The sequence below is a fragment of the Paraburkholderia sp. FT54 genome, from assembly GCF_031585635.1.
Classification (GTDB): domain Bacteria; phylum Pseudomonadota; class Gammaproteobacteria; order Burkholderiales; family Burkholderiaceae; genus Paraburkholderia.
In genome coordinates, this window is the sequence record NZ_CP134197.1 from 245,579 (window position 1) to 269,576 (window position 23,998).

Annotated in this window: 16 protein-coding genes and 2 pseudogenes; 10 read left to right on the top strand and 8 right to left on the bottom strand. The window is 62.0% G+C overall.

Annotation, left to right across the window (positions count from 1 at the left end):
• Positions 1-114: 114 nt before the first annotated feature.
• Together RI103_RS33935 and RI103_RS33940 are read left to right on the top strand one after the other, a co-directional pair.
• Positions 115-5,655 (top strand): AAA family ATPase, encoded by a 5,541-nt coding sequence (locus tag RI103_RS33935; protein WP_310819174.1) that lies wholly within the window; start codon positions 115-117, stop codon positions 5,653-5,655.
• 55 nt (positions 5,656-5,710) lie between these two features.
• A pseudogene (locus RI103_RS33940) lies at positions 5,711-5,850 on the top strand (IS256 family transposase); the annotation flags it as partial.
• A gap of 197 nt (positions 5,851-6,047) precedes the next feature.
• Here RI103_RS33940 and RI103_RS33945 read toward each other — a convergent pair.
• Positions 6,048-6,770, bottom strand: coding sequence for a FadR/GntR family transcriptional regulator (locus RI103_RS33945; RefSeq protein ID WP_310819365.1), 723 nt, complete (start codon positions 6,768-6,770; stop codon positions 6,048-6,050).
• Positions 6,771-7,001: 231 nt separating this feature from the next.
• Between RI103_RS33945 and uxuA the strand changes: the two genes are divergently transcribed.
• The 5 genes from uxuA to RI103_RS33970 all read left to right on the top strand — a co-directional run bounded on the left by uxuA (position 7,002) and on the right by RI103_RS33970 (position 13,051).
• A complete protein-coding gene (gene uxuA, locus RI103_RS33950; RefSeq protein WP_310819175.1) occupies positions 7,002-8,066 on the top strand; it encodes a mannonate dehydratase in 1,065 nt (354 codons plus the stop codon).
• Positions 8,067-8,137: 71 nt separating this feature from the next.
• Positions 8,138-9,448 carry an MFS transporter gene (locus RI103_RS33955; protein ID WP_310819176.1) on the top strand — a complete coding sequence of 437 codons (1,311 nt, stop codon included), beginning with the start codon at positions 8,138-8,140 and terminating at the stop codon, positions 9,446-9,448.
• Positions 9,449-9,537: 89 nt separating this feature from the next.
• On the top strand, positions 9,538-10,737 hold the full coding sequence (locus tag RI103_RS33960) for a porin (protein WP_310819177.1): 1,200 nt from the start codon (positions 9,538-9,540) through the stop codon (positions 10,735-10,737).
• A gap of 91 nt (positions 10,738-10,828) precedes the next feature.
• Positions 10,829-12,208: an alpha/beta hydrolase-fold protein gene (locus RI103_RS33965; protein WP_310819178.1), complete on the top strand. Its 1,380-nt coding sequence runs from the start codon at positions 10,829-10,831 to the stop codon at positions 12,206-12,208.
• A 124-nt stretch (positions 12,209-12,332) separates the two neighbouring features.
• Positions 12,333-13,051 (top strand): IS6 family transposase gene (locus RI103_RS33970; RefSeq protein ID WP_310819179.1). Its coding sequence is split into 2 segments (ribosomal slippage): positions 12,333-12,852 and positions 12,852-13,051, totalling 720 coding nucleotides; the frame shifts between segments, so codons are not numbered across the junction.
• A gap of 99 nt (positions 13,052-13,150) precedes the next feature.
• On the opposite strand, the gene RI103_RS33975 is transcribed toward RI103_RS33970, so the two are convergent.
• On the bottom strand, positions 13,151-14,458 hold the full coding sequence (locus RI103_RS33975) for a tryptophan leader peptide (RefSeq protein ID WP_310819180.1): 1,308 nt from the start codon (positions 14,456-14,458) through the stop codon (positions 13,151-13,153).
• Positions 14,459-15,060: 602 nt separating this feature from the next.
• Here RI103_RS33975 and RI103_RS33980 point away from each other — a divergent pair.
• A complete protein-coding gene (locus tag RI103_RS33980) occupies positions 15,061-15,441 on the top strand; it encodes a response regulator (RefSeq protein ID WP_310819181.1) in 381 nt (126 codons plus the stop codon).
• 223 nt (positions 15,442-15,664) lie between these two features.
• On the top strand, positions 15,665-15,868 hold the full coding sequence (locus RI103_RS33985) for a cold-shock protein (RefSeq protein WP_310819366.1): 204 nt from the start codon (positions 15,665-15,667) through the stop codon (positions 15,866-15,868).
• A 301-nt stretch (positions 15,869-16,169) separates the two neighbouring features.
• Here RI103_RS33985 and hfq read toward each other — a convergent pair whose 3' ends face one another.
• Together hfq and RI103_RS33995 are read right to left on the bottom strand one after the other, a co-directional pair.
• Positions 16,170-16,463, bottom strand: coding sequence for an RNA chaperone Hfq (hfq, locus tag RI103_RS33990; protein ID WP_310819182.1), 294 nt, complete (start codon positions 16,461-16,463; stop codon positions 16,170-16,172).
• 64 nt (positions 16,464-16,527) lie between these two features.
• Positions 16,528-16,737, bottom strand: a complete 210-nt coding sequence (locus tag RI103_RS33995) for a hypothetical protein (RefSeq protein ID WP_310819183.1) — start codon at positions 16,735-16,737, stop codon at positions 16,528-16,530.
• Between the two features lie 587 nt (positions 16,738-17,324).
• On the opposite strand from RI103_RS33995, the gene RI103_RS34000 reads away from it, so the two are divergent.
• Positions 17,325-17,885 carry a Uma2 family endonuclease gene (locus RI103_RS34000; protein WP_310819184.1) on the top strand — a complete coding sequence of 187 codons (561 nt, stop codon included), beginning with the start codon at positions 17,325-17,327 and terminating at the stop codon, positions 17,883-17,885.
• A gap of 308 nt (positions 17,886-18,193) precedes the next feature.
• Here the strand turns inward: RI103_RS34000 and RI103_RS34005 are convergent, their stop codons facing one another.
• From RI103_RS34005 to RI103_RS34020, 4 genes and pseudogenes are all read right to left on the bottom strand, one after another.
• Positions 18,194-18,538 carry a hypothetical protein gene (locus RI103_RS34005; RefSeq protein WP_310819185.1) on the bottom strand — a complete coding sequence of 115 codons (345 nt, stop codon included), beginning with the start codon at positions 18,536-18,538 and terminating at the stop codon, positions 18,194-18,196.
• A 205-nt stretch (positions 18,539-18,743) separates the two neighbouring features.
• Positions 18,744-19,229 carry a hypothetical protein gene (locus tag RI103_RS34010; RefSeq protein WP_310819186.1) on the bottom strand — a complete coding sequence of 162 codons (486 nt, stop codon included), beginning with the start codon at positions 19,227-19,229 and terminating at the stop codon, positions 18,744-18,746.
• A 445-nt stretch (positions 19,230-19,674) separates the two neighbouring features.
• Positions 19,675-22,017, bottom strand: a complete 2,343-nt coding sequence (locus RI103_RS34015) for a S53 family peptidase (RefSeq protein ID WP_310819187.1) — start codon at positions 22,015-22,017, stop codon at positions 19,675-19,677.
• A gap of 1,148 nt (positions 22,018-23,165) precedes the next feature.
• Positions 23,166-23,782, bottom strand: a pseudogene (locus tag RI103_RS34020) (tyrosine-type recombinase/integrase).
• Between the last annotated feature and the right edge of the window lie 216 nt (positions 23,783-23,998).

The following is a 23,998-nucleotide window of genomic DNA, read 5'->3' on the forward strand; positions in this document are numbered from 1 at the left end:
CCACGTTTCGTACCGTGCTGAGCTGGCGTAGACTAGGCTCGACCGGTCGGGCCGACGCGTACGAGGCGCTTTTCGCCCAACAGCGGCAACCGGCTTAACGATGGAGGCCGCCACTTGGATCCGTCTTCGCGGTTCGGCGCGATTGGGGATAGCCGTTTTCAGGTCTTGTGGGAAGACGGCGAACGCGCACTTTGCCGGACCGGGTGGCCGATGGCCGACGGCGGGCGCAGCGCCGTGCTCGCCGCACAGTCCACCGCGGAGCACCCGACCTCAGCGAGCCTTGAATGCCTCGCGCACGAATACCGCTTACGCGATCAACTGGACAGTGCATGGGCGGCGCGGCCGCTGGAACTGGTGCGCGAAGGCGGTCGAACGTTCCTGTTGCTCGAGGACGCAGGCGGCGAGCCACTCGCCGGACTCCTGACGGCCCCCCTGGAAGTGGAGCGCTTCTTGCGCCTCGCCATCAGCATCGTCGCCGCACTCAGGAAGGTGCATCAGCGTGACCTGATCCACAAGGACCTCAAGCCGGCCAACATTCTCGTGAACGCGAACGGCGAGGTGAGACTCACTGGGTTCGGTATCGCGTCGCGCCTGCCTCGCGAGCGGCAGGCACCCGAGCCTCCGGAGACGATCGCCGGCACACTCGCCTATATGGCCCCCGAACAGACCGGGCGCATGAACCGCTCCATCGACGCGCGCAGCGATCTTTACGCGCTCGGCGTCACGCTCTATCAGATGCTCACGGGCACGCTGCCGTTCACCGCCGCCGATCCCATGGAGTGGGTGCACTGCCATATCGCGCGCCGTCCGGTCCCGCCCGCCAGGCGGCTTGCGAGTGTGCCGGAGGCGATCTCGGCGATTGTCATGAAGCTGCTCGCCAAGACCGCCGAGGATCGATATCAGACCGCGACCGGCGTCGAGCACGATTTGCGGCACTGCCTGGCTGAGTGGGAGCGTCACGGCCACATCGACAGTTTTCCGCTGGGCCAGAAGGACACGCCGGACCGACTGCTGCCCCCTGAAAAACTATATGGCCGCGCGCGCGAGATCGCTTCTCTCCTCGCCGCCTTCGACCGCGTGGTCGAGAGCGGCGCAACGGAACTCGTGCTGGTGTCCGGCTATGCCGGCATCGGCAAGTCTTCGGTGGTCAACGAGTTGCACAAGATGCTGGTGCCGCCGCGCGGGTTATTCGCTGCCGGAAAGTTCGACCAGTACAAGCGCGACATCCCCTATGCGACGCTCGCTCAAGCGTTCCAAGGCCTCGTGCGGTCGCTGCTGGGCAAGAGCGATGCCGAGCTGGCGCCCTGGCGCGAGGCGTTGCGGGAGGCACTGGGCCCGAGCGGCCAGCTGATGATTGACCTCATCCCCGCGCTGGAGCCGTTGATCGGCCCGCAGCCGCCGGTGTCGGAGTTGCCGCCGCAAGATGCACAGCGCCGTTTTCAGCTGGTTTTCCGCCGCCTGCTGGGCGTGTTCGCCCGGCCGGAGCATCCTTTGGCGTTGTTCCTGGACGATCTGCAGTGGCTGGACGCGGCGACTCTGGAGCTGCTCAGCGATCTTACGATCCAGTCGGACGTGGGATCGCTGCTCCTGCTGGGTGCGTTCCGGGACAACGAGGTGGGCCCGACGCATCCGTTGGCGCGTAGCCTGCAGGAGATTCGGCGGGCAGGCGGCCGGGTGAGTGAGATCGTGCTGTCGCCCCTGGCGCGCGCGGACGTCGGGCGTCTCGTCGCAGACGCACTCCATTCCACCGCCGAGACGGCGACCCCGCTAGCAGACCTGGTCTACGGCAAGACCGGCGGCAATCCGTTCTTCACGATCCAATTCCTCACCGCCCTGGCCGAGGAAAAGCTGCTCGTCTTCGGCCCCGGGGCCCGGCGCTGGCTCTGGGACCTGAAACGCATCCGCGCCAAGGGCTACACCGAAAACGTGGTGGAGCTGATGGTGGGCAAGCTCGTCAGGCTGCCGCCGGAGGCGCAGGAGGCCCTGCAATGGCTGGCCGCACTCGGCAACACAGCGGACTTCGCCGTGCTCGCGCTCGTTCTGGGGCGACCCGCCGAGACCATCCATGCCGCGCTGTGGGAAGCGGTGCGGGCGGGCCTGGTGCACCGGCAGGACGAGGCCTACGCTTTCCTGCACGACCGGGTTCAGGAGGCGGCCTATTTGTTGATCCCCGAGGCGGCGCGTCCCGAACGGCACCTGCGCATCGGCCGAATCCTCTCGTCCAGCCTGCCCCCGGAGCAGGTCTCCGAACGGATCTTCGATATTGTCACCCAGCTCAACTGCGGCGCCGCGCTCGTCGACGCGCCCGAGGAACGTGAGCGTATCGCCGAGCTCGATCTGCGGGCTGGCCAACGCGCCAAGGCCGCTGCGGCCCATGCCGCGGCCCTGACCTACCTCGCCGCCGGGACGAGGCTGCTGAGGGGTGATCGATGGGAGCGGTGCTACGAACTCACCTTCGCGCTTGAGTACCACCGCGCTGAGTGCGAACTGCTAACTGCAGACCTGGCTGCGGCGGACGAGCGGCTTGCGCTGCTGGCGCAGCACGCCAGGAAACTCGTCGACACCGCCGCCGTCGCGTGCCTGCGCATGACGCTTTACACCACGTTGGGTCGGAGCGACCTCGGTGTCGAGGTATGCCTCGATTACCTGCGCCACAGAGGTACCCACTGGTTGTCGCATCCTGCCCATGACGAAGTCAGGCAGGAATACGAGCAGATATGGCGCCAGCTCGGTGGCCGTTCGATCGAAGCATTGATTGATCTGCCGCTCATGAACGATCCGGAGGGCCTCGCGACCCTCGATGTGCTGATCGAGGTCACGACGTCTGCAATGCTCACCGACAAGAATTTGATCTCTCTGGTGGTTTGCCGGATGGTCAATATCAGCCTCCAACATGGCAACAGTGATGGATCGTGCTTCGCTTATATCTGGCTTGGCATGATTCTGGGGCCGCACTTTGGCGATTACCAGGCCGGATTCCGATTCGGCCGGCTCGGCTACGATCTGGTGGAGAAGCGCGAACTGCATCGCTACCAGGCCCGTGTTTACATGGCCTTCGCGACGATTGTCATGCCCTGGACGCAGCCCATACAGACCGGCCGGGCCTTGGTGCGTCGCGCCTTCGACGCTGCAAACAGGACCGGCGACCTCACCTATGCAGCATATAGCTGCAGCCACCTCATCACGAATCTTCTCGCGGCCGGCGATCCGCTGAGCGAGGTGCAGAGAGAAGCCGAAAACGGGCTTGAATTCGTCCGGAAAGCTCAGTACGGGTCGATGATCGGCATTCTCACTGCCCAACTCGGTCTGATCCGGACTCTGCGCGGCCTGACGTGCGAGTTCGGCTCCTTCAAGGATGGACTGTTCGACGAGAGCCGGTTCGAAGATCCGCGTTTGGCGTTTACAGGATGTTGGTATTGGATCCGCAAGCTGCAAGCGCGCGTCTACGCCAATGATTGCGCCGCCGCCCTCGAGGCGGCATCAAGGGCGCAACAGCTTCTTTGGACTTCGCCGTCATTCTTTGAAGTGGCCGAATACGACTTCTATGACGCGCTGGCGCGAGCAGCACAGTACGACGCGGCATCGGCCGAGGAACGGGTTCAGCATCTGCAGGCCCTGGCATCCCACCACAATCAGCTCATGACGTGGGCCCAGAACTGTCCGGAGAACTTCGCAGATCGCGCGGCGTTGGTAGGCGCCGAGATCGCGCGCGTCGAGGGTCGCGACCGGGATGCGATGGACCTTTATGAACAGGCCATCCGCTCAGCCCGCGACAACGGCTTCGTGCACAACGAGGCGATTGCCAACGAACGGGCTGCCCACTTCTACGCCAGGCTTGGCTTCGAAACGATTTCTTACACGTATCTTAGAAACGCCCGTTACTGCTACGCGCGCTGGGGGGCCGACGCCAAGGTAAGGCAGCTCGACCAGTCCCATCCCCGGCTGAAGGATGAGTTGCCCACCGTCAGGCCGACCGATACGATCGGGACGCCTGTCGACCAGCTCGACCTCGCGACGGTGCTCAAGGTCTCGCAGGCTGTTTCGGGTGAGATTGTCCTCGTCAAACTGATCGATACGCTTCTGCGCACCGCACTTGAGCAGGCCGGCGCTGAAAGAGGCCTGCTCGTTCTGGCGCGTGAGGGGGAGCCACGGCTCGAGGCCGAGGCCACAACCAGCGGCGAAGCGATCCGCGTGCGGCTTTGCGATCACCCGGTGACCAAGATCGTGCTACCGGAGACCGTTCTCCACTATGTCCTGCGTACCCGGGAAAGCGTGATCCTCGACGATGCTTCGACCCAGTCCCCGTTCGCCGCCGATCCTTACATCCGGCAGCGGCAGGCGCGCTCAGTTCTCTGCCTGCCTTTGCTCGCTCAGGCCAAGCTGATCGGCGTGCTCTACCTCGAGAACAGCCTCGCGCCCCACGTGTTTTCCCCAACGCGCATTGCGGTACTGAAGCTGCTCGCCTCGCAGGCGGCGATCGCACTGGAGAATGCCCGTTTGTACCGCGATCTCGCCGAACGCGAAGGAAAGATCCGGCGCCTCGTCGACGCCAACATCGTCGGCATCGTGATTTGGGACCTCGAAGGTAGGATTCTCGAAGCCAATGACGCGTTTCTGCGTATCGTGGGATACGACCGTGATGACCTCACGTCGGGGCGTCTGCGCTGGACGGAGCTCACGCCGCCCGAATGGCTCGAGCGCGACAGACGGGGGATACCCGCGCTCAGGGAAACGGGGGCATTACAGCCTTTCGAGAAGGAGTACTTCAGGAAGGACGGCAGCCGCGTGCCGGTGCTGATCGGCGTGGCGATGTTCGAAGAGCATGGGACCCAGGGTGTAGGCTTCGTACTCGATCTGAGCGAGCGCAAAAGGGCGGAAGCGGATTTACGCGAGGTACAGACAGAGCTTGCGCACTCGAACCGGGCTGCGACGATGGGGCAGCTTACCGCCTCGATTGCCCATGAGGTCCAGCAGCCGATCACCGCGGTAGCAACCTATGCTGCGGCCGCCTCGCACTGGCTGGGTGCCACGCCGGCGAATCTTGATGAGATCAGGCAGGCGCTCGATGGCATCGTCTATGAGGCAACGCGCGCTGGTGGCATCGTTAGCGGGATTCGCGATCTGGTCAGGAAAGCGCCTCCACGCAAGGACACGGTAGACATCAACGAGGCGGTCCGCGAGGTGATCGAACTCACGCGGGGCGAAGCGGCGAAGAAAGACGTCTCGGTGCTGACAGTACTCGGGGATTCCCTGCCGCTCGTCCTGGGAGATCGCGTGCAACTGCAACAGGTGATGCTGAACCTGATTGTCAATGCCGTCGAAGCAATGGGCGCAACGAGCACGGGCCCCCGCGAGTTGCTGATCAGCACGGCCACAGACTCCAGTAAGGGCGTATCGATCGCTGTGTCGGACTCTGGTCCGGGACTACCTGCCGACGGGATCACCCGCGTCTTCGATCCGTTTTATACGACCAAGGCGAGTGGCCTGGGTATGGGACTGTCGATCTGCCGCTCGATCATCGACGCGTGTGGAGGACAGCTCTCGGCGAAGCCGAACGTGCCTCGCGGCGCCGTGTTTCAGTTTTCCCTACCTGCTCACGCGGACAACTCATTGGGCGGGGCGGGCGCTGATCCGGAAGCTCCACCGACGCGTTGAAACTGGAACCGTTTATGGCAAACGAGTGTCCGGTGTCGAAACGATCGCTGACGTCCCCAGCGACGAAGCTGCAGGCAAGCTGCTCTATCTGGCCTGCGCAACATCGACAAGGATTGGAAGATGCCGCCTATCACCTGGCGGCAAGCGGTCAATCAGTTCGCCGTTCTGTTCGGCGAGTGGTTCACCAGCGCCATCAGAGCTGAGACTTTTTACCGGCCTCAGCACGAAACTCCTGAGACGGCTAGGCATTCCTCCTCAACGAAGACTGACTTGCGATTCGCATGTGGTCCCTCGTCGCGGCACAACCTGGCATGCATCCGACGATATGCTTTCGCCTGATCATTCGTCGATGGTCCGCGGGATCCTCGACCTGCAATGCGCATCAAGGATCGTCAGCGCCACGCTTGCGTGAATTCCGTGATGACGCGCAACAGGTGCGCGCGCATAGCCCCGCGCGCGCCGGCAGCATCGCTTTCCATGATCGCCGCGAAGATCCGCTGGTGATCCTCCTGCGACGCCTCGCGCAGCGCCGGCGAATGAAAGTGCTCCTCGATCTTGTTCCATAGCGGATCGCTGCGCGCGCAGTCCCACATCGCCGTGACCATGTGCAGCAGCACCGTATTGCCGGTCGATTCGGCGATCCTCTGGTGAAACTGGCGGTCGGCCGCGTCGTAGGCGGCCTTGTTGTCCATCCGGTCGCGCATCGTCGTCAACGCAACGAACATTCGATCGAGATCGGCATCCTTGCGCTCTTTCGCTGCAAGCGCCGCGACTTCTGCCTCGATCAGCATGCGCGCGCGCAGCGTCTCAATTGGCCCTGGGCCGTTTGGAACCTCGAACGTCACTGGCCGCGCGGCATCAGTCGCGGACACGTAAATACCCGAACCGACGCGCACCTCGACGATCCCCTGCACCTCAAGTGCAATGATAGCCTCGCGTACCTGGGTGCGGCTCACGCCAAACTGGTCGGCCAGACTGCGTTCCGACGGCAGTCGCGCGCCGGCCTCGAGCGCGCCGGCGGACACCATCGCGTTAATCTGCCGCGCAAGGCCAATATAGGAGCGGTCCGCGGCTTCCGCATCGCCAGGGCCGGACAGGTTGGATAAGTCGGTCATCGAAAGCTCGCAACAGGCTGGCCGGCTCTCCATGCGCCGGATCAGCACTATGGTACACCAGTTAGGGGAGGTTCCGGCCACGGTTCACCATGGCGAACTTCCGGCTCAGCAACTGGTAAACCACTATTTAACCAAATTGGTATGCCAGACATAATTCTTACATCGATGACGGGCCAGCGTGCTGCTGCCCGCTTTTCCGGTTGTATGAACCGCCAGTCAGGAGTCATTCCAGTGAAGATGTCTTTCCGTTGGTACGGCGAGTCCGACCCGGTCTCGCTGCAGTACATCAGGCAAATCCCGGGCGTCACGCACATCGTGTCCGCGATCTACGACGAACCGGTGGGCGAGGTCTGGCCCGCGCACAAGATCGACACGCTGATGGCGACGATCGAACGGGCCGGCCTGCGCTTCGAGGTCGTCGAATCGGTGCCCGTCCACGAGGATATCAAGCTCGGCAAGCCGAGCCGCGACCAGCTAATCGCGAATTACCAGCAGACGATCCGCCATCTCGGCGCGGCCGGCATTCAGGTCGTCTGCTACAACTTCATGCCCGTGTTCGACTGGACGCGCACCGAGCTGTCGAAGACGCTCGACGACGGCTCGAGTTGCCTCGCGTTTAGCACCGAGGCGGTCGACCAGATCGATCCGAACGACGGCATCGCCTTGCCGGGCTGGGACTCGAGCTACCGCCCCGACGAGCTGCAGGCGCTGCTCGCCGAGTATCGCGAGGTCGACGAGGCCGCATTGTGGGCCAACCTCGAATACTTCCTGAAGGCGATCATCCCCGTCGCCGAGGAGGCCGGCGTGAAGATGGCGATCCATCCCGACGATCCGCCGCGCCCGATCTTCGGGCTGCCGCGCATCGTGAAGAACCGCGACGATCTCGCGCGAATCCTGCGCATCGTCGACACGCCCGCGAACGGGCTGACGTTGTGCTCGGGCTCGCTCGGCGCGGGCCCGCAGAACGACGTCGAGGCGCTCGTGCGCGAATTCGGCACGCTGGGACGGATTCATTTCGCGCACATCCGCAACGTGAAGGTCGACACAAACGGCGACTTCGAGGAGACTGCGCACCTGTCCAGTTGCGGGTCGCTCGATATCGCCGCGATCGTCAAGGCGTATCACGACACGGGGTTCACGGGCTACGTGCGTCCCGACCACGGCCGGATGATCTGGGGCGAGAAGGGCAGGCCCGGCTACGGCCTCTATGACCGCGCGCTCGGCGCGGTCTACCTGAACGGGCTGTGGGAAGCGACGGACAAGCTAAGCCGCGCGCCGCAGCAAGCGTCGCAGTAACCCGCTTACCGAGGCGGCCGGCGCTGCGGATCGCCGGCCGCCCGTCACGACATTCCGCACGGAGACTTCATATGCCACGCATCCGCTGGGCCATGATCCTGATGTGCTTCCTAGCCAACGTTATCAACTTCATCGACCGGGCGAACCTCGCGATTGCCGCACCGAGCATCCGCGCCGACCTCGGCCTCGACGCGGTCGGCATGGGGCTCGTGCTGAGCGCGTTTTTCTGGACTTATGCGTTTCTGCAATTGCCGGCTGGCTGGTTCATCGACAAGGTCGGCGTGCGCGTGAGCCTTGCGCTCGCGGTCGGCTGGTGGTCGGTGTTCACGATCGCGACGGGCGCCGCGCGCAGCCTCGCGCAGCTCGTCGGCATGCGGCTGATGCTCGGCGTCGGCGAAGCGGCCGCAATCCCGTCGTTCGCGAAGGTCGCGTTCAACTGGTTCCCGCGCAGCGAGCGTGGCCTCGCGAGCAGCATCTTCGACAGCGGCTCGCGCGTCGGCTCTGCGCTGTCGCTGCCGCTCGTCGTGTGGTTGATTTCGATCGTCGGCTGGCGCGGGTCGTTCGCGATCACGGGCGGCATTGGCATCGTGTGGGCGCTTGCGTGGTGGTTCATCTATCGCGACCCCGAGCGGTATCGCGCGATCGCACCGATAGCCGTCGACGCGCTGCTCGCGCAACGCGGTGCGTCCGCTGTCGCCGCATCACCTGACGGCCCGAAGGTGTCGTGGCTCGACCTGTTCCGCTACCGCACCGTCTGGGGAATGATGATCGGCCTGTTCTGCCTGAACTTCGCGATCTACTTCTTTATCACGTGGTTTCCGAGCTACCTGCTGCAGTCGCGCGGCTTCTCGCTCGCATCGCTCGGCACGTGGGGGATGCTGCCCGCGCTGCTCGCGATTCCCGGTGGCTGGCTCGGCGGCTACGTGTCGGACAGCCTCTTCCGGCGTGGCTGGAGCGCAACCGCCGCGCGCAAGACGTGCCTCGTGGTCGGCATGCTGCTGTCGTCGACGATCGCACTGTCCGCGTTCGTCGCCAGCGTGTGGGCATGCCTCGCGCTGTTCGCGCTCGCCTATGCGAGCCTGTCGTTCGCGGGCGCGAACGTGTGGACTCTCGTAGGTGAAGTCGCGCCGACGCCCGCGCACGTTGCGTCAATCGGCGGGATCCAGAATTTCGCGGGCAATCTCGCGGGAATCTTCATTACGACCTTTACGGGCGTGATGCTGTCGATCACCAAGGGCTCGTTCGTCGTGCCGCTCGTCGTAGCGGGCGCGCTGTGCGTAGTCGGTGCGCTGTCGTATCTATTCGTCGTCGGAAAGGTCGAGCCGCTGCCCGTGTTGGGTAGCCATGCCGCGCGGCACGGCACCCAGGCCGGCGCGGTTTGAGCGTCAGCCTCTTCGCCGCACAGGTGGATATCGAAGCAGCGAGTGCTTAAACGAGCAGCAAACCAAAACGACTAAAGATAGGTATGGAGATGAAAAAAACTATCCTCGCATCCGCGCTTGGATTTGCCGCGCTGGGCGTGCACGCGCAAAGCAGCGTCACGCTGTACGGCATCGTCGATGCCGGCATTGGCTATCAGAGCAGCTCGGCTTCACTCGGCAGCAACGCTGGCGGCCGCTCGGTAGTCAAGATGGCGCAAGGCATATGGGCCGGCTCGCGCTTCGGCTTCAAGGGCAGCGAAGATCTGGGCGGCGGCACGCGTGCGATCTTCCAGCTCGAAGAAGGCTACAACCCGGCGACGGGTGCCGAATCGACCTCGGGCCTGATGTTCAACCGCGCAGCTTTCGTCGGCCTTGCGAACCAGCAGTACGGCACCCTGACGATGGGCCGCCAGTACGCGCCGTACTACACGCTGCTTGCGCCGTACAGTCCAACCACCTGGCTGACCGGCGCATACGGCGCACACCCGGGTGACCTCGATTCGATGGACACGATCTATCGCATCAACAACTCCATCCTCTATACATCGCCGAACTTCGCAGGCTTCACCTTCAGTGGCATGTATGCATTTGGCGGCGTGGCGGGGAGCACCGGCGCGGGCCAGTCGTGGAGCGTCGCAGCGAACTACATTCGCGGTCCGATCGGTCTCGCAGTGGGCTTCGAGCGCCTGAACAACGCGACGAGCGGCGGCGGGGCGTGGAGCGCGAACTCCACGGCGAACAGCAACGGCGAGCCGGGCGTGTCCGGTATCACGAACGGCTTTCAGACTGCGCAGGCGCAACAGCGCTTCGCCGTGACGGGTGGCTATACGTTCAATTCTCAGTGGGACATTTCGGCATCCTACTCGAATGTGCAGTACGTCGCAGGCACGGGCTCGAAGTTCTTCTCTACGCAGATCTGGAACACGGGTGGCGTCGTGCTGCACTACAAGCCGCTCACAGCGTTAGATCTCGGAGCGGGCTACAGCTACACGCGGGCGACCAGTGCGAACGGCATCACCAGTGTGGCTTCGTATCAGCAGTTCACCCTCTCGCAGTATTACAGCGTGTCGAAGCGAACGGGCCTGTACCTCGTCGAGGCATACCAGCGCGCGGGCGGCCAGACCCTCGGCACGAACGGTGCGGGCAACATCATCAATGCGACAGCCGATATTGGCGACGGCCAGAACAGCGCGCCGTCCTCGTCGCGCAGCCAGGTGGCAGGTGCGGTGGGGATCGTTCACCGCTTCTGATCATCGCGTGGATTTGATTGAGTGCATTTCGAGCAGTCGGCGTTTCAAATCACCGGAGCGAATCCGGGACAAGCATCTCCAGGAGGATTCAATGAGCCTTGATCAATCGCTTGCGCGAAAGGTCGTGAGTACCGCAGCGGTGCTGTTTCTCGGGACAGTGCCCCCGTACGCCCTTGCGCAGAACGTGCCGTCCGGTTTACTGCCGGCTGGCGCCAACACCACCAATCCGAGCGCACCGTTCTACATCGACCCGACCGGTCTGAACTTCAGCACCAATCCGCCCACCAGGGATCCTTCGAACCCGAACTACCCGAAGGCAACCCGGATCGCGGATGGTCGCCTGCCACCGGTTCCGGTCAACGGGAATTTCATTATTGGCCCGACTCATCCGACCGCGCCCGAGGTGACGGGCACGCAGACCGGGACGGTCTACACCTTCAGGATGTGGTCATACAACAGCAAGATCTATCCGACCAGTCTGGTCCGCGTAGAGCCCAGTTTTGATTTCATTAATCAATATGGGCGGACCGCCCCGGGCGACTTCTCGACCATGCTCGTTCCCAGCTGCTTCACTGCCGGTACGAGCTACTGCAGCGAGGCGGGCATCTGGACCCGCGTGGTTCAGGTCTACGTGCCCCGGGACGCTCGCGGACAAAGAGCCCTGCCATTCATCGTGTCGGGAGACGGCATTCCGGCATCGGCAGGTGTTGTTCCGCTGTTCCGCATTGAGCCGTTGCTGTTCCCGGCCCTGGACAATCTGATCCGTGAGCGGCGAGTCCCGCCGATGGTGGCCATCACCGTCGAGAACGGCGGCCAGGACGCACAAGGGAGCCAGCGCGGGTTCGAGTACGATTCCATAAACGGGCAGTACGCGGAATTCATCGAGACCGAGGTATTGCCCCAGGTCGAGCAAATAGCGGGCATCCGCCTCACCCACGATCCTGCGGGCCGGATCGCCATGGGGTTCAGCGCGAGCGCCGAAGCGGCCTTCACCATGGCCTGGTTCCACCCCGAACTCTTCGGCAAGGTCCTCTCCTATTCCCCGACCTTCACCAACCAGCAGTGGCCACACAACCCCAACCTTCCGGGCGGGGCCTGGCAATATCACAGCCAGTACGCGGGCCCGCCTCCGACGCAGCTTCTGCAAACGGAAAGCTTCAACGTTCCCACGCCGGTCGCAGCGAACCAGTCCGCCGGCTTGCCCCTCGTTCCCAACAGTCCCAGGAAGCCTATCCGGGTGTGGTACGAGGTGGGTGATTACGACGGCTGGTATCCCAACCCGATGGCGGACGGGATGCACGATTATGTGCTCGCTTGCGAGAACATGGCCAAGGCGCTCGCTGCGAAAGGGTACGAGTACCAGTTCATCTTCGCCCACAATGCCGGACATGTAGACCTTGCCACCATCAAACAGACGCTGCCGAATGCCATAGCGTATCTGATGGGTGGATATCAGCCGAATGGAGATTAGGATCCCGACACGGCGGTTTTAACCACGAGGCCTGGATTTCCAGGCCCGGCAACTGCTCAGGGTTCTGGTGCAAATCAGATACGCTGATTGGTTACGCTTGAGTTTTGACGAACGCGAGACCGCAATGAGTAAGCTGACAGACATCGACTGGTTGTTCAACGGCCGTCACTTTGACCGAGAAGTCATCGTCCTGTGTGTGCGTTGGTATCTGCGTTACAAGCTCAGCCTTCGAGACCTCGTTGAATTAATGGCCGAGCGCGGGCTGTCGCTCGCACACACTACGATCATGCGCTGGGTCAAACGCTGCGCGCCAGAGTTCCTCAAGCGCTGGGACCGGTTTGCAAAATCTGCTGGTCGTTCATGGAGAGTCGATGAGACGTATGTGAAAGTCCGTGGCAAATGGGTCTATCTTTACCGTGCAGTCGACCGCGCAGGAAAGACGGTCGACTTCCGGCTCAGCGCCAGGCGCGATGTCGCTGCGGCCAAGGCTTTCTTCGCGAAAGCGATCAGGAGCCAAGGGCTCGCTCCAAAGACAATCACGCTGGACGGTTACGGTGCGTCTCACCGCGCGGTGCGGGAAATGAAGGCGGACCAGTTTCTGCCCACGGACACGACATTGCGATCGTCGAAGTATTTGAACAATTGATCGAGCAGGATCATCGCAACATCAAGTCCAGGGTCAGCGCAATGCTCGGCTTCAAACGCTTCAGCGATGCGGTCATTACGTTATCGGGCGTCGAGTTGATGCATCGCATTCGCAAAGGTCAGTTCAACCTTGCACGGTTGCGCCTCAAAGATATCGCTGCGCCTGCTGTTTGGAAGGCAGTCCTTTCAGCACGATGATGTAATGGTGAATGCGCCGTTTTTTGCTTGCGCCCGTAATTTGCACCACAGCCTCGAATCGGCCCCTTCAACGTGGAACGCAGACTTCGAGCTGCGAATTCACGCCGGCACCTGCCCGGGCGTACCGTCAAGAATACGAAGCTTGTCGCCGATGTCGGGAATATTGTGACCGCCCGAGCGGGACTCGTTGACAAGTCGGTGCGCGGTTGCACGACACTGCGCAAGCGTTTCATGCAATCGAGGTTCGGCCTGAAGGGCGGTCACCACCCTTTCGAGCTCAGATGGGGACTCACTCAGCAGGGCAGGAACGACCTCTTCTGGCGGTATCAGAGAGCCGTTACTTAGAAGCTGTGCGGTCCAATCGCATCGGTACAGAAGCGCGCGTCGCTCGGCCCTTTGCGCCTCTTCATGGTCCAGTGTGGCAAGGCTATGCCGGTTCCTGTGGAGGGAAGTGCGCCAGGTCGCGAGGATGTCAGTGCGCAGTCTTTCAATAGCGTCGCCGACTGGCGCGTTTTGCCCACCCGCCGCGAGGCGGCGTTCATCGAGTCGGTCGACGTAGTCCCGATATCCTTCGAGGAACGATTGCCAGTTCAGCGGCAGTTCGGTCGTCTGCGAGAACGAGCGGCTAACCTCACTAAGCTCATTGCTGATTTCGTGAAGGGCCTGGGCGTCAGCAAGACGTGCCTCATAGACCTCATGAGCCGACACCATCTGGCGGTGCAGGGGAAACATCGGATTGCTGTGGCGGCGTTGCAGGTGTCGCTCGGCAGCGCCGGGATGGGCGCTCCATTTCCAGTTGGATAGCGACTTCGCATCAAAGTCGACCGTATCAATCATTGTTCTGAACACCGCTAGCGCTTCCTCGGTTGCATGGCCGAAGCAGTCAGCGAGCTTGTAGTCATTGCCTTGCAGACTGGCGCTCGCATTTCCAGCATAGGGGGAGTCGGGCGCGAGTCGGAGGAAGCCTGTGGCCAGAAAGAATTCCATCGGTAGCTCTACCGACAGGCTCTCCAGCCGGAACGACCGCGCCTCGGAGGAAATCTCCTCGACAGAATGCGCAAGGCGGTTTTCGAAGTCGAGGAGCGCATCAATCCTGTCGCCGGACGACGGTTGCGCTGCCTCAGCGAGCAGGCAGAAGGACTCACGTACCATTCTTGCCGCGATGGTGCCGTGCTTCTCGGCAAAGAGCCAGAACCAGAGGGCGAGCTGATATCCTCGAACTCCGTTTCGCAGGACCGGTTCGACGTCTGGCGTGAATATGATGCCAGGTGCGGCCCACCCTGCGAACGGTGCTGCATGGCTGCCCAAGTACATGCCCAGAAGCTGCTTAATGGACTCGTTCGTATCGCGAGGCCAGCTTCGCGCCTCATCGTGCCGCTTCTCGGTTTTCCAGAGTCTCCAGGCCATGCTGAACCTCGCAAAGGAATGCGGTATGCGTCCTGGCAACGATAGTTGCACACTCGGCCGAGGCCGTAAACCGGCGGCTGCCCTTGTTCTTCCGGGGACAGTTCGAGGCAACCCGCGTGAACTGAGTGAGGCTCGTAGCCGGAACGGGATGATATCCGCATGTGCGCCACCGATGGCTACACTCCCGAACGACGCAAACATCGCGGGGAAATCTCGAACGTTGTTACTCTGAGCAAATTGCCTGCGGTGATAGGCGCCTTTGACCGGAAGTTCAGCGCGTACACGCTCAACCGAGTGCGATTTGCAACGAAGTGGTAGCTAAAGTCGGCAACTCACGTGAGGCTAGGCGACGGCACGTCCAGCGCGATTGAAGTGAAGACCCGGGCTCTTGGGGCTCCGCTGATTCCATTACGTCCTTGGTTGCATTGTCGACCTTGTCCTTCGGTCGCACGGGGCGTATTTAAATGCTTGCTGAACGGTTTCGTGATTATACTTAGGTATTAATATGTAAAACTAACGTAAAGGCAACGCCATTTAATAATATCGTATTACATAAGAAGAGTCTTGGCAGCGCCGCGAACTTCCCGTAATAAGGATATTGAATGAATGTGCTCGTAGTCGACGATAATGAGTTCGTCGCGGACAGTCTGGCTTTCCTGCTGGACTGCATTGGTCACCGCGCCGTTATGGCGCCCGACGGGGAGACTGCGCTGGAGCTGCTCCATGCCGGCGCTTTCGACCTCGTTTTCCTGGACGAAAACCTCCCCGGCATCAACGGCAGTGCCGTCGCGCTGTCGCTGCTGGACAGGCCAGTCTTCCCCCGGCCCTTTGTTGCCTCCATGACGGGTGACAGCGATAGCAATGAAGAGTTGTCCGGACTCTTCGACGTGTGTCTGCAAAAGCCATTCTCTTTGGAAACGCTCATGCGGGTCATCGAAGACGCGCAGAGCATCAGCAATGCGAACTGTCTTCTGGCAGCCTAGCCCCCCGCCATATCCGCAGCCCATCAACAGGATGACGAATTCCTCGCCGCCGTATGGTAGCCAGGCGTCGAATGCCAAGCGTTTTAAAGCGACGGTTTGGTGTCACACCACTTGTCGGAAACGCCAATTGTTCAGAGCATTCTCCTCTGTTAAAAACTTGAGCGTGTGCGGCGGTCCACCGTCGCGTTTTACAACACATCAATCTTTAAATAGGGTCAGGAAAATGGCAACGGGTACCGTGAAGTGGTTTAACGACGCAAAGGGTTTTGGTTTCATCACGCCGGATGGTGGTGGCGAAGACCTGTTCGCGCACTTTTCCGAAATCCAGAGCAGCGGCTTCAAGTCACTGCAGGAAAATCAGAAGGTGACCTTTGAAGTGAAGCAAGGCCCGAAGGGCAAACAGGCGGCAAACATTCAGCCAGTCTGATACCTTAGCGCACTCGCTATCGCGCAAGCAAATGGTCCGCCGAGGCGGACCATTCCTTTTTTAGCTATGCGTCGTGACATAGTCTCCTCGGGTGTGCTGGTTTCGGACGTGAGTAAAAGACGTGGCGAACACCACGTGCGCCGGAATGAACGCAGCCTTCGACCTCGTCGCATTCTCGACTGCCTGGTCAGCTGCCGTGGTCACCTCTGATGCGGCCTTCGTTCCTTTCTCACCTTCCCGACTTGGACGTCGCCTGGCTATGCGCAGGTGAAGCGTAGGCCACAGCATGTCATGGCGGTCCTCACCGGACGCGCGCTCGCGAGTGGTTCGGCTTGTCGCCACTCACCGGCGTCTCGGTCGGGTCGCGTGCCATGCCCGTGCCATTGACCGGCATCACGGTTGAAATGGCATGTTTGAATACGAGTTGCATGGCTGGACCAGACTTCAGCAGAACGGCAAACTGGTCAAAGGCGGCCAGTTGACCACTCAGTCTGATGCCGCTCACGAGGAACACATTTACGGTGGTCTTGTCCCTTACGAGCGTCTGCAGAAAGTCGTCTTGTACGCTGGGCGTGCGGTCATGTTCTGAGGTCAATGGGATAGGTCCTTCGATTGTGCAGGCGATAGCTGAAGCCGCCGGCCGGCCCAGAAGACATGTGTTACTGCGACTCGAAGGCGTCGAGGCGCGCATCTGCTATCTTGCCCGGGTGTTGGTCGTGGTACGCGTCGAACAACTGTGCGCACAACTGAGCAAGTAATGCCAGGTCCATGGCCTGGTCTGCGTGCTCGACCTCTCCTGCGTTGAGCACGTCATCGAGAACCGGGGCGAGACGGCGCAATCGCCGGAAAGTGGCGTCGTCAAGTTTCATGTTGGACCTCCTGTCGTCAGCCGGTAGGGCGCCTGCTGATGGGACTTAACCCCAAGGCTCTGGCTACGCGTCGCCTGTCGGACCTGCTGGCCGAGCCGCAAGGAAATTTCTAAATGTCTCTGCCTGCGAGAGACGCATAACATCCGGTCAGGCAGAGGCGGAGCCAGCGCTCGTATTCTAATGTTGGCGGCGCGCCCGCCACAAAAAGGCGTTACCGATTGCCCCGATGGGCGTTGCCAGGCTCCATATGTCCGACCCAACGCACCTTTGGCGGCATTCGCGGTTCGACCTAGGGGCGCATTACGCAGTCTGACATCGTAATGCATCAAATTGCGGGACGCGCATTGCGTCCACACGTTCGTTATTTTACTGCACTGCACAATAAATGTGAGAAGCCGTATGAACATCAGGCTGCGAACGCTCGCAGGGGTTAGGGAATGAACCGCACCAGACGGTGTCGGCGGGCCAAAATATTGTTTCCTGCGTCGTAACTGACATTGCTTGGATTGTGCGACGCACAAATAAATAGCGATTGTCAAGTCATTACCAGAGGGTTTACGCTTAGACCACTTTCCCGCGAGATGATTATGGGCACACCTGCGCTTCTGGACCGCTGCGAACTTCTCGCCGCGTGGCATCGTCTTGTTCCCGAGGCAGAACTTGCCGGCCGCCACCCATATGAGCTAGACGAACTCGGCGAAGCCATACTGAATTGCTCCCCGTCAGCCAGGCGCCAGATAGTGCTTACGGACGTCTACTGTCATCTGACCGAACAGATTGGTCACCTTGCCGCCATGTCGGTGGCCGTTACAACCTCATCATTTGGCATCAGGGTCCCGGACGTCGTCTGGATGCCGTGTGACAAGTGGGAAAGTTTCGACCGCGACGACCCGGCGCCGTTTGTTCCAGACCTTTGCGTCGAGGTGCTGCTTGATAGCGACCGGATGCACGACATCGAGCGGAGGGTCATGGCCTATCTCGAAGGCGGTGCCCGCGAAGTCATAGTCATTGGCCAGCGCGGGCAGGTCGACTATTGGGGAGCCACTGGCCGGCGGAAAGCCTCAATGTTCGATGTGAAGGTACTGCTCGACCCCATGTATTTCGGAGAACGCGGCGCAGCCGCAATGGCTGGCGATGTTCGTCGTTGAGACGCCGCGAACTGGCTAGGCCGGGTCACGATTGCAAGCTTGGCGGACAGAATCGCCAAAGGCGTCACGCCCTTGATAACACCGGAAATACGCCCATCCAGCCGGAGCGCTTTTTCACGGATGCGCAGCCAGGCAGGCCGTTGACAGCCAGCCGCCTTGCAGAGCGAATGCTGCCAGCTCAGCTTGCGGCGTGGCATTGCGATATCGGGGACGCATGCAAGCTTGCTCGAGAAGAGAGGTTCGCGGCGAGCGACCTTTAGACGCTTTCGAACGCGTCGGCGTTGTGCGGAAACGGTGACTCGTGCGCTCTAGTGGCGCCACCCGCGATGCCCGTCGTAACCACGTCCATAGTAGCCATGCCCGTAGTACCCACGTCCATAGTAACTAGGGCCGTAGTAACCGCCGCGGCCGTAATAGCCCCGATATCCGCCATACCAGTAGGGGTAGCCATAGTATCCAGGCCAGGGGCGCGGTCCATATACCACCGGCGGCCCGTAGATGACGGGCGGCGGCGCATAGATAACCGGCGGGCCGACATACACGGGGCCCGGCACACCGATGCCGACGCGTACAGACACACCACCCGCCTGCGCGAAGCTGGCCGACCCCGCGTCAAGCGCGGCAGCGACCAGAAAACGAACGAACCTGTTCATAGTGCATCGATGCAGGACAGTCACGCATCGCGGTCCTCCTGAACGACTTCGGAACCACCGGCTCTAAAGAGGAGAGGCTCAGCGGCGATAACCCCGTTATCGCGGCAACGTATCCTCGCGTCTGGAGGCGAAGCGCAACGGATCGTTTTCGCGGGTTCAATGATTCGGGCGTGCCGGAGCTACCAATCTGTTCGCGCAAGAGATGTTATACCGCCGATGCGCCGTCACGATCGTTATACCCGATACGCCACAGTTCGAGCGCCTCGTTGCGTTTTTCAGTCGATAATTGGCTCTGGAATAGCGGTTGGTTGAGAATCTCCGTGAGTGAAACAAGGCACCGGTGGATTGCGGGCATAAGGGTGATGGGTTTGTCGAGATAGGCGATCGCCGGCTGCTGAAAGCTGCTGCCTACAGTGACCAGAACGTGTTGCAGGCGCGTGTCGTCGGTGATCAGTGCGTCAGGCGCCTGGTGCGTCGCTGCGAGGTCGTTTAGCACCTGATGTTCCCATCCGCGCCCGGCGCTAGGAAACAGTTTCATACACAGGCAGCGCGAGTTCGGAATCTCAATCACGAAGAGCATCTCCATATCTGGTGCCCCCGCGTAATTGCCAGGCCATTTGGTGACAAACCATGCCCGGCTTCTGTCGTGGAGCGTCGACGAATCCCATTCCTGTCCTGGAATTCGTGCCATGACATTTCTCCTGTTGCAGTTGTAGCGCGTCGCACATAGCCGCAAGCTGGTACTTCAAAGCGCATTTTGACGCGCATGGGTGGCGTTAATAAATAGTCCCCACCGCGAGGGAATTGGGAGCGACCAGAGGATGTAAGCCTCGGATCGCCAACCGGGGGAGCCGGCGCGGCGTGTAGCTACGAGGCCTGATTTTGCGGTGACTCGGGCCGTTCTTCGGCCATTGCGGACGTTCGGCTGTCGGCGGTGGTGAGGTGGCTCCAGGCTACTTCTCTGCCGTTCGGAGAATGATCAGGCGACTGTACGTCATCGGCCTGGTGTGGACCGGTCGGCGTGGCCGCGATGCTGACCCACAGACTCGCTGCCTTCTCACTCCCAAGCCGCGCTTTCACCAACTGCGCGCCGCAACGTCGCCCGCAGCTACGTTGCGGCAGCGCGACGAGTCCGCTCAGCGCGTGCCGATCGTCACCACCAGATTTGCCTGCGAGCTGAGCCCCGCCGAATCGACCGCAGTCAGCATCAGCGTGTAGATTCCGGCGACAGGGTGCCGCCATTTGGCAATGAAGCCCGGCCCGCTCTCGACGAACACCATGCCGGACGGCGCGCCCTTGATGTCGACCTTCACGTTGTCCGCGCCTGGGTCCTCGATACCGATCGCGCCGCTGACCGCGTGGCCCTCAACACCGCTGATCGGCGCAGCCGAGATCGCGGGGCCCGTTGCCACGGACGAGATCCGCACGCTCATCGTCGCCGAACCGGACTGGCCGTTGCTGGTGTCGGTCGCCTTGACGCTGACGCTATACGTGCCCTTTGCAGGCGTTCTCCAGCTGATCACGCCGGCGCTGCTGATCGACATGCCCGAAGGCGCGCCGCTGAGCGAGAACCTGACCGGATCGGCCGCACTGACGTCGACCTGATAGCTGAGCGGCTGTTTCGCCTGGCCCACGATCGTCGCTGCCTGCACGACCGGCTTCGATGCCGCGACGACGGTCACATTCGCACTCGCGCTGCCCGTCGAGCCGGTGACCGTATCCTTCGCGGTCACGGTCACCTTGTAAGTGCCGGCGACCGGCTGCGCCCATGTCACCTGACCGGAGCTATCTATGCTCATGCCCTGCGGTGCATTCGCGAGCGACCAGCTGAGCGGGTCCGACGAGCTGGCCGCCACCGTGAACGACAGTGCGCTGCCCGCCGTACCCTTGACCGTCGCGGCCGACACGACCGGCGGCGGCGCCTTGGACACGCCGAGCGTCGACAGCAGGCTGCCGACCACCGGTGTGCCGAGACCCGACGGCTGATCGTAGCCGGTATGGGCCGAGCAGCTCGAGCAGTAACCGTCGTTGCCCGAAGTGACGTCGTAAAACGCAGTCGCGTACAGACCCGCGTCGGTCGAGACGGTACCGTACAACTGCGTCTGCGCGAGGCCGAGTGCGCCGAGACTGTTGCGCGCCCGCTGTGCATTGGCGACGGCGACGATGCCGGCCCATTGCGGGGTCGACAGACTGGTGCCGCCGACGCTGTACCAGCTCGGCGCGGCCGCGTCGGGCGTGATGACCGCGACGTACTGACCGCTGAACGGATCCGCATTGAACGACACGTCGGCAACCGATCGCTTCGTCAGCGTGCCGAGGCTAGGCACCGACGTGTTCTGATATGCCGGTGCCGAGGTGTACTGACTAATGCCGCCGCCGGTACCCGACCACACCATTTCGTTCTTGGTGGTGCCGTCGTAACTCAGATGGGTGCCGCCGACGGCCAGCACGTTCGGCGACACGGACGGCCATTCGACGCCGGTGCCGTTATCGCCGGTAGCAGCCACGTAGGTCATGTTCGCGTGCTTGAACGCCGAGTCGACGGAGCCGGTCCACGAGCCTTCGGGAGCGCCGAAGCTCATCGACACGACGCCGGGCCCCATCGCGTTCGCGAGGTTGACCGCCGCGGTCAGGCTGCCGATCGACGCATCCGGCGCCTGGATCAGCACGATGCGCGTGAGCGGCGCGGTAGCGTGGACCCACTGCACGTCGAGCGCGATTTCGGTGGCCCAGCCCGAGTCGTACGACGGCGCGTTCGACGTCATCGCGCCGCTGGTCGTCGAGTGCACAACCGAGAACTGGCACGCGTTGCTGCCAGGGGCCGCGAGCGGCAGCGACACGTTCGGCGCGATGGTGGTCGTCGTGCAGCCCGGCAAGCCGAATTTCTGGTCGAACGCCGCGAGTTCCTTGACGATGTTCGGATCGCTCATCGCGTCGATCACGTAAATCGTCTGGCCGGCGCCCATTTGCGCGGCCTCGCTCGCGCTCAGATTGCTCCACGACGACGGCAGCGGCGGTAGCTGATAGGCCGCGCGAATCTGCGCCGGCGTATACGTCGTCACCTGCGTTGAATTCGACGCCGCCCGCGCAGTTTTCGTGGCGTACCGCGCAATCGTTTGCGGCGTCAGCTGCGCAAGCGACACGACCGCCATTGTCGACGTCGACGCTTGCGCGGCAGGAGGCTGATTGGCCGACGCGAAAGGCGCCGCGCTGTCGATGTCGGAAGGCGCGTTCAACACCACCGGGGCCGTGTAGAACGCAGGCCTCACCAGCGTGCTCGCCACCGTGCTCGACAGCGGCGACAACGACACCGAACTCGTGCCTGACGAGGTGTCGGCGAGCTTCACGGAGCTCGTGCCGCTCGACGCCGTCGAGTCGTCACTGCCGCCGCCGCATCCCGCCAGCAGTAGCGGCGCGAGCGCTGCGGTCACAAGGGTGGCACGCGCGAGCGTGCACCGAACCGGTCGGATAGTTTTCATTTCGATCGTCCTTCTGCGGGAGGCTGGACCGGAATTGCCAGCACGGGTGGAGAAACCGCGGAGGCGGGCAGATCGGGCACGCGTCGCTGCCAGCCGCTCGAACAGGTCTGTACGGACGGGTAATAGCCGGGCGGTTCGGCGCACCAGAGTCTGACGCTTGCAGGTGGCTGGGCAGAAGGTGGAACGGGCGATGTCTGCGCTTGCGAGCTGCATGCGCCTAATCCGGACACCAGCGCGCAGGCGGCGCAGATTGCCGTGACGATGCCACGTGAGCGATTCAAGCCTGCCCACGCGTTACGTTTACCTAAAGAAATAGAACGGGCCGCGGGCCTCGCGAAATAATCAGAGAATTGAGCGTGCTCGTCGGTTTCAACAGGGCCAATAGCAATCCGATTGAGCTGGATCATCGTTGTTCGCGTCACATTGGATACAGGGTTGGGGCGCACAAAAGCGATGATTGGCCTGTCGGCACCGCGCGAGCAAGCTTGATGGCCATTCGCGGGTTAGTTGCCAGACAGACGGTGAGAGGACCTTATCATTTTTTATGCGCCGGGAATATCGCATGCAGCGCGCGGAAACGGGGCCACATTTTCAGCCCCTACGGCGCGGCGCGTCCACGTCTGGATAGTAGGGATTGTCCTTAAAAAAAGAAGGGCCACGCGGCGCATCACTAAACATGATCGTTCCATCCCGCGCGGCGGATTGATGCCGCTGCCTTCTCACGCGGCCTACCGCGCAGTGCTCATCCGGCGGCTTGCGTGTGCCCGGCAACCGCATCGAGCGTGCGCGCCGAGTACACCGGCGTCTCGCGCGGTACATGTCCTTTCGCGGAGGTCCGGGACCGATCGGAAAACGCCGGTTGGTCCACGCCAGGCCGATGGCGTCCAGTCGCCTGATCATTCTCCGAACGGCAGAGACGTAGCCTAATGCCACCTCACCACCGCCGACAGCCGAACGTCCGCAATGGCCGAGTCGAACGCATAGGCTGTCCGGCGGGGTTCCGCACCGAAGCGGCCGCTACGATGATCGTCCTGCGGCGACGACCACACCGGCACAAGTCCGCCGGTTTTGCCGCCGGAGCGCCGCGCTGGAGATTGGCCGCACGAACCGGGATGTAGCATCGCTTCGCGCGGCCAGACCCAGCTACGCTAGATTTCAGTCTGCTCCGAAACCTCAAGCGCGTCGTCGACTTCGATGCCGAGGTACCTGATTGTGCTTTCAATCTTGCTATGGCCGAGCAGCAACTGCACCGCCCTGAGATTCTTTGTTCGCTTGTAAATCAAGGTTGCCTTTGTACGGCGCATCGAATGAGTGCCGTACGCTGTCGGATCCAACCGTGCGGCATCCGCCCATCGACGTATCATCCTGGCATATTGCCGGGTTGAAAGGTGCGGGGACGCCAATAGTCGGCTCGGAAAGAGGTACTGCTCCGACCTGAGGGCAGCCTTTTCAAGCCACGCGCCGACCGCCTTCCGGGCCGACTCGGTCAGTTCAAATTGGACAGGGCGTTGTGTCTTTCGCTGAATGACTTGCGCCCTCGCCAGAACCTGATTGCTGTGCGTAACGTCACGGACTCGCAGAGTCTCACAAGATCACAACCACGCAGTTTGCTGTCGATTGCAAGGTTGAACAGGGCGAGATCGCGGACAGCATGAGCGTTCTGAAGGTAGATCCGGATGGCCCAGACGTCTTTCGGCTTTAGCGGCGGCTTCTGCCCGACCAGCTTGCCTTTGTTCCATGCCTCACGGGATTGTTCGGTCTTCATGGCAATCTCCCACAGGGATGACGGGAGTTCGATTGTGGTACCTGACCTTGACGCCTGCTCTGGACGGATTTGACCGAGGTTCGCACCCGGCACGGCCAGGTGTCGCCGTTCAGCATCCAACGATCGCCTTCACCCCTTCACCCGGACGGCTGGTCAGAAACAGACTCCTGCCCGTGACCTACAGGCAAGTTTCGGCCTTTACGGGCATGCCAAGTC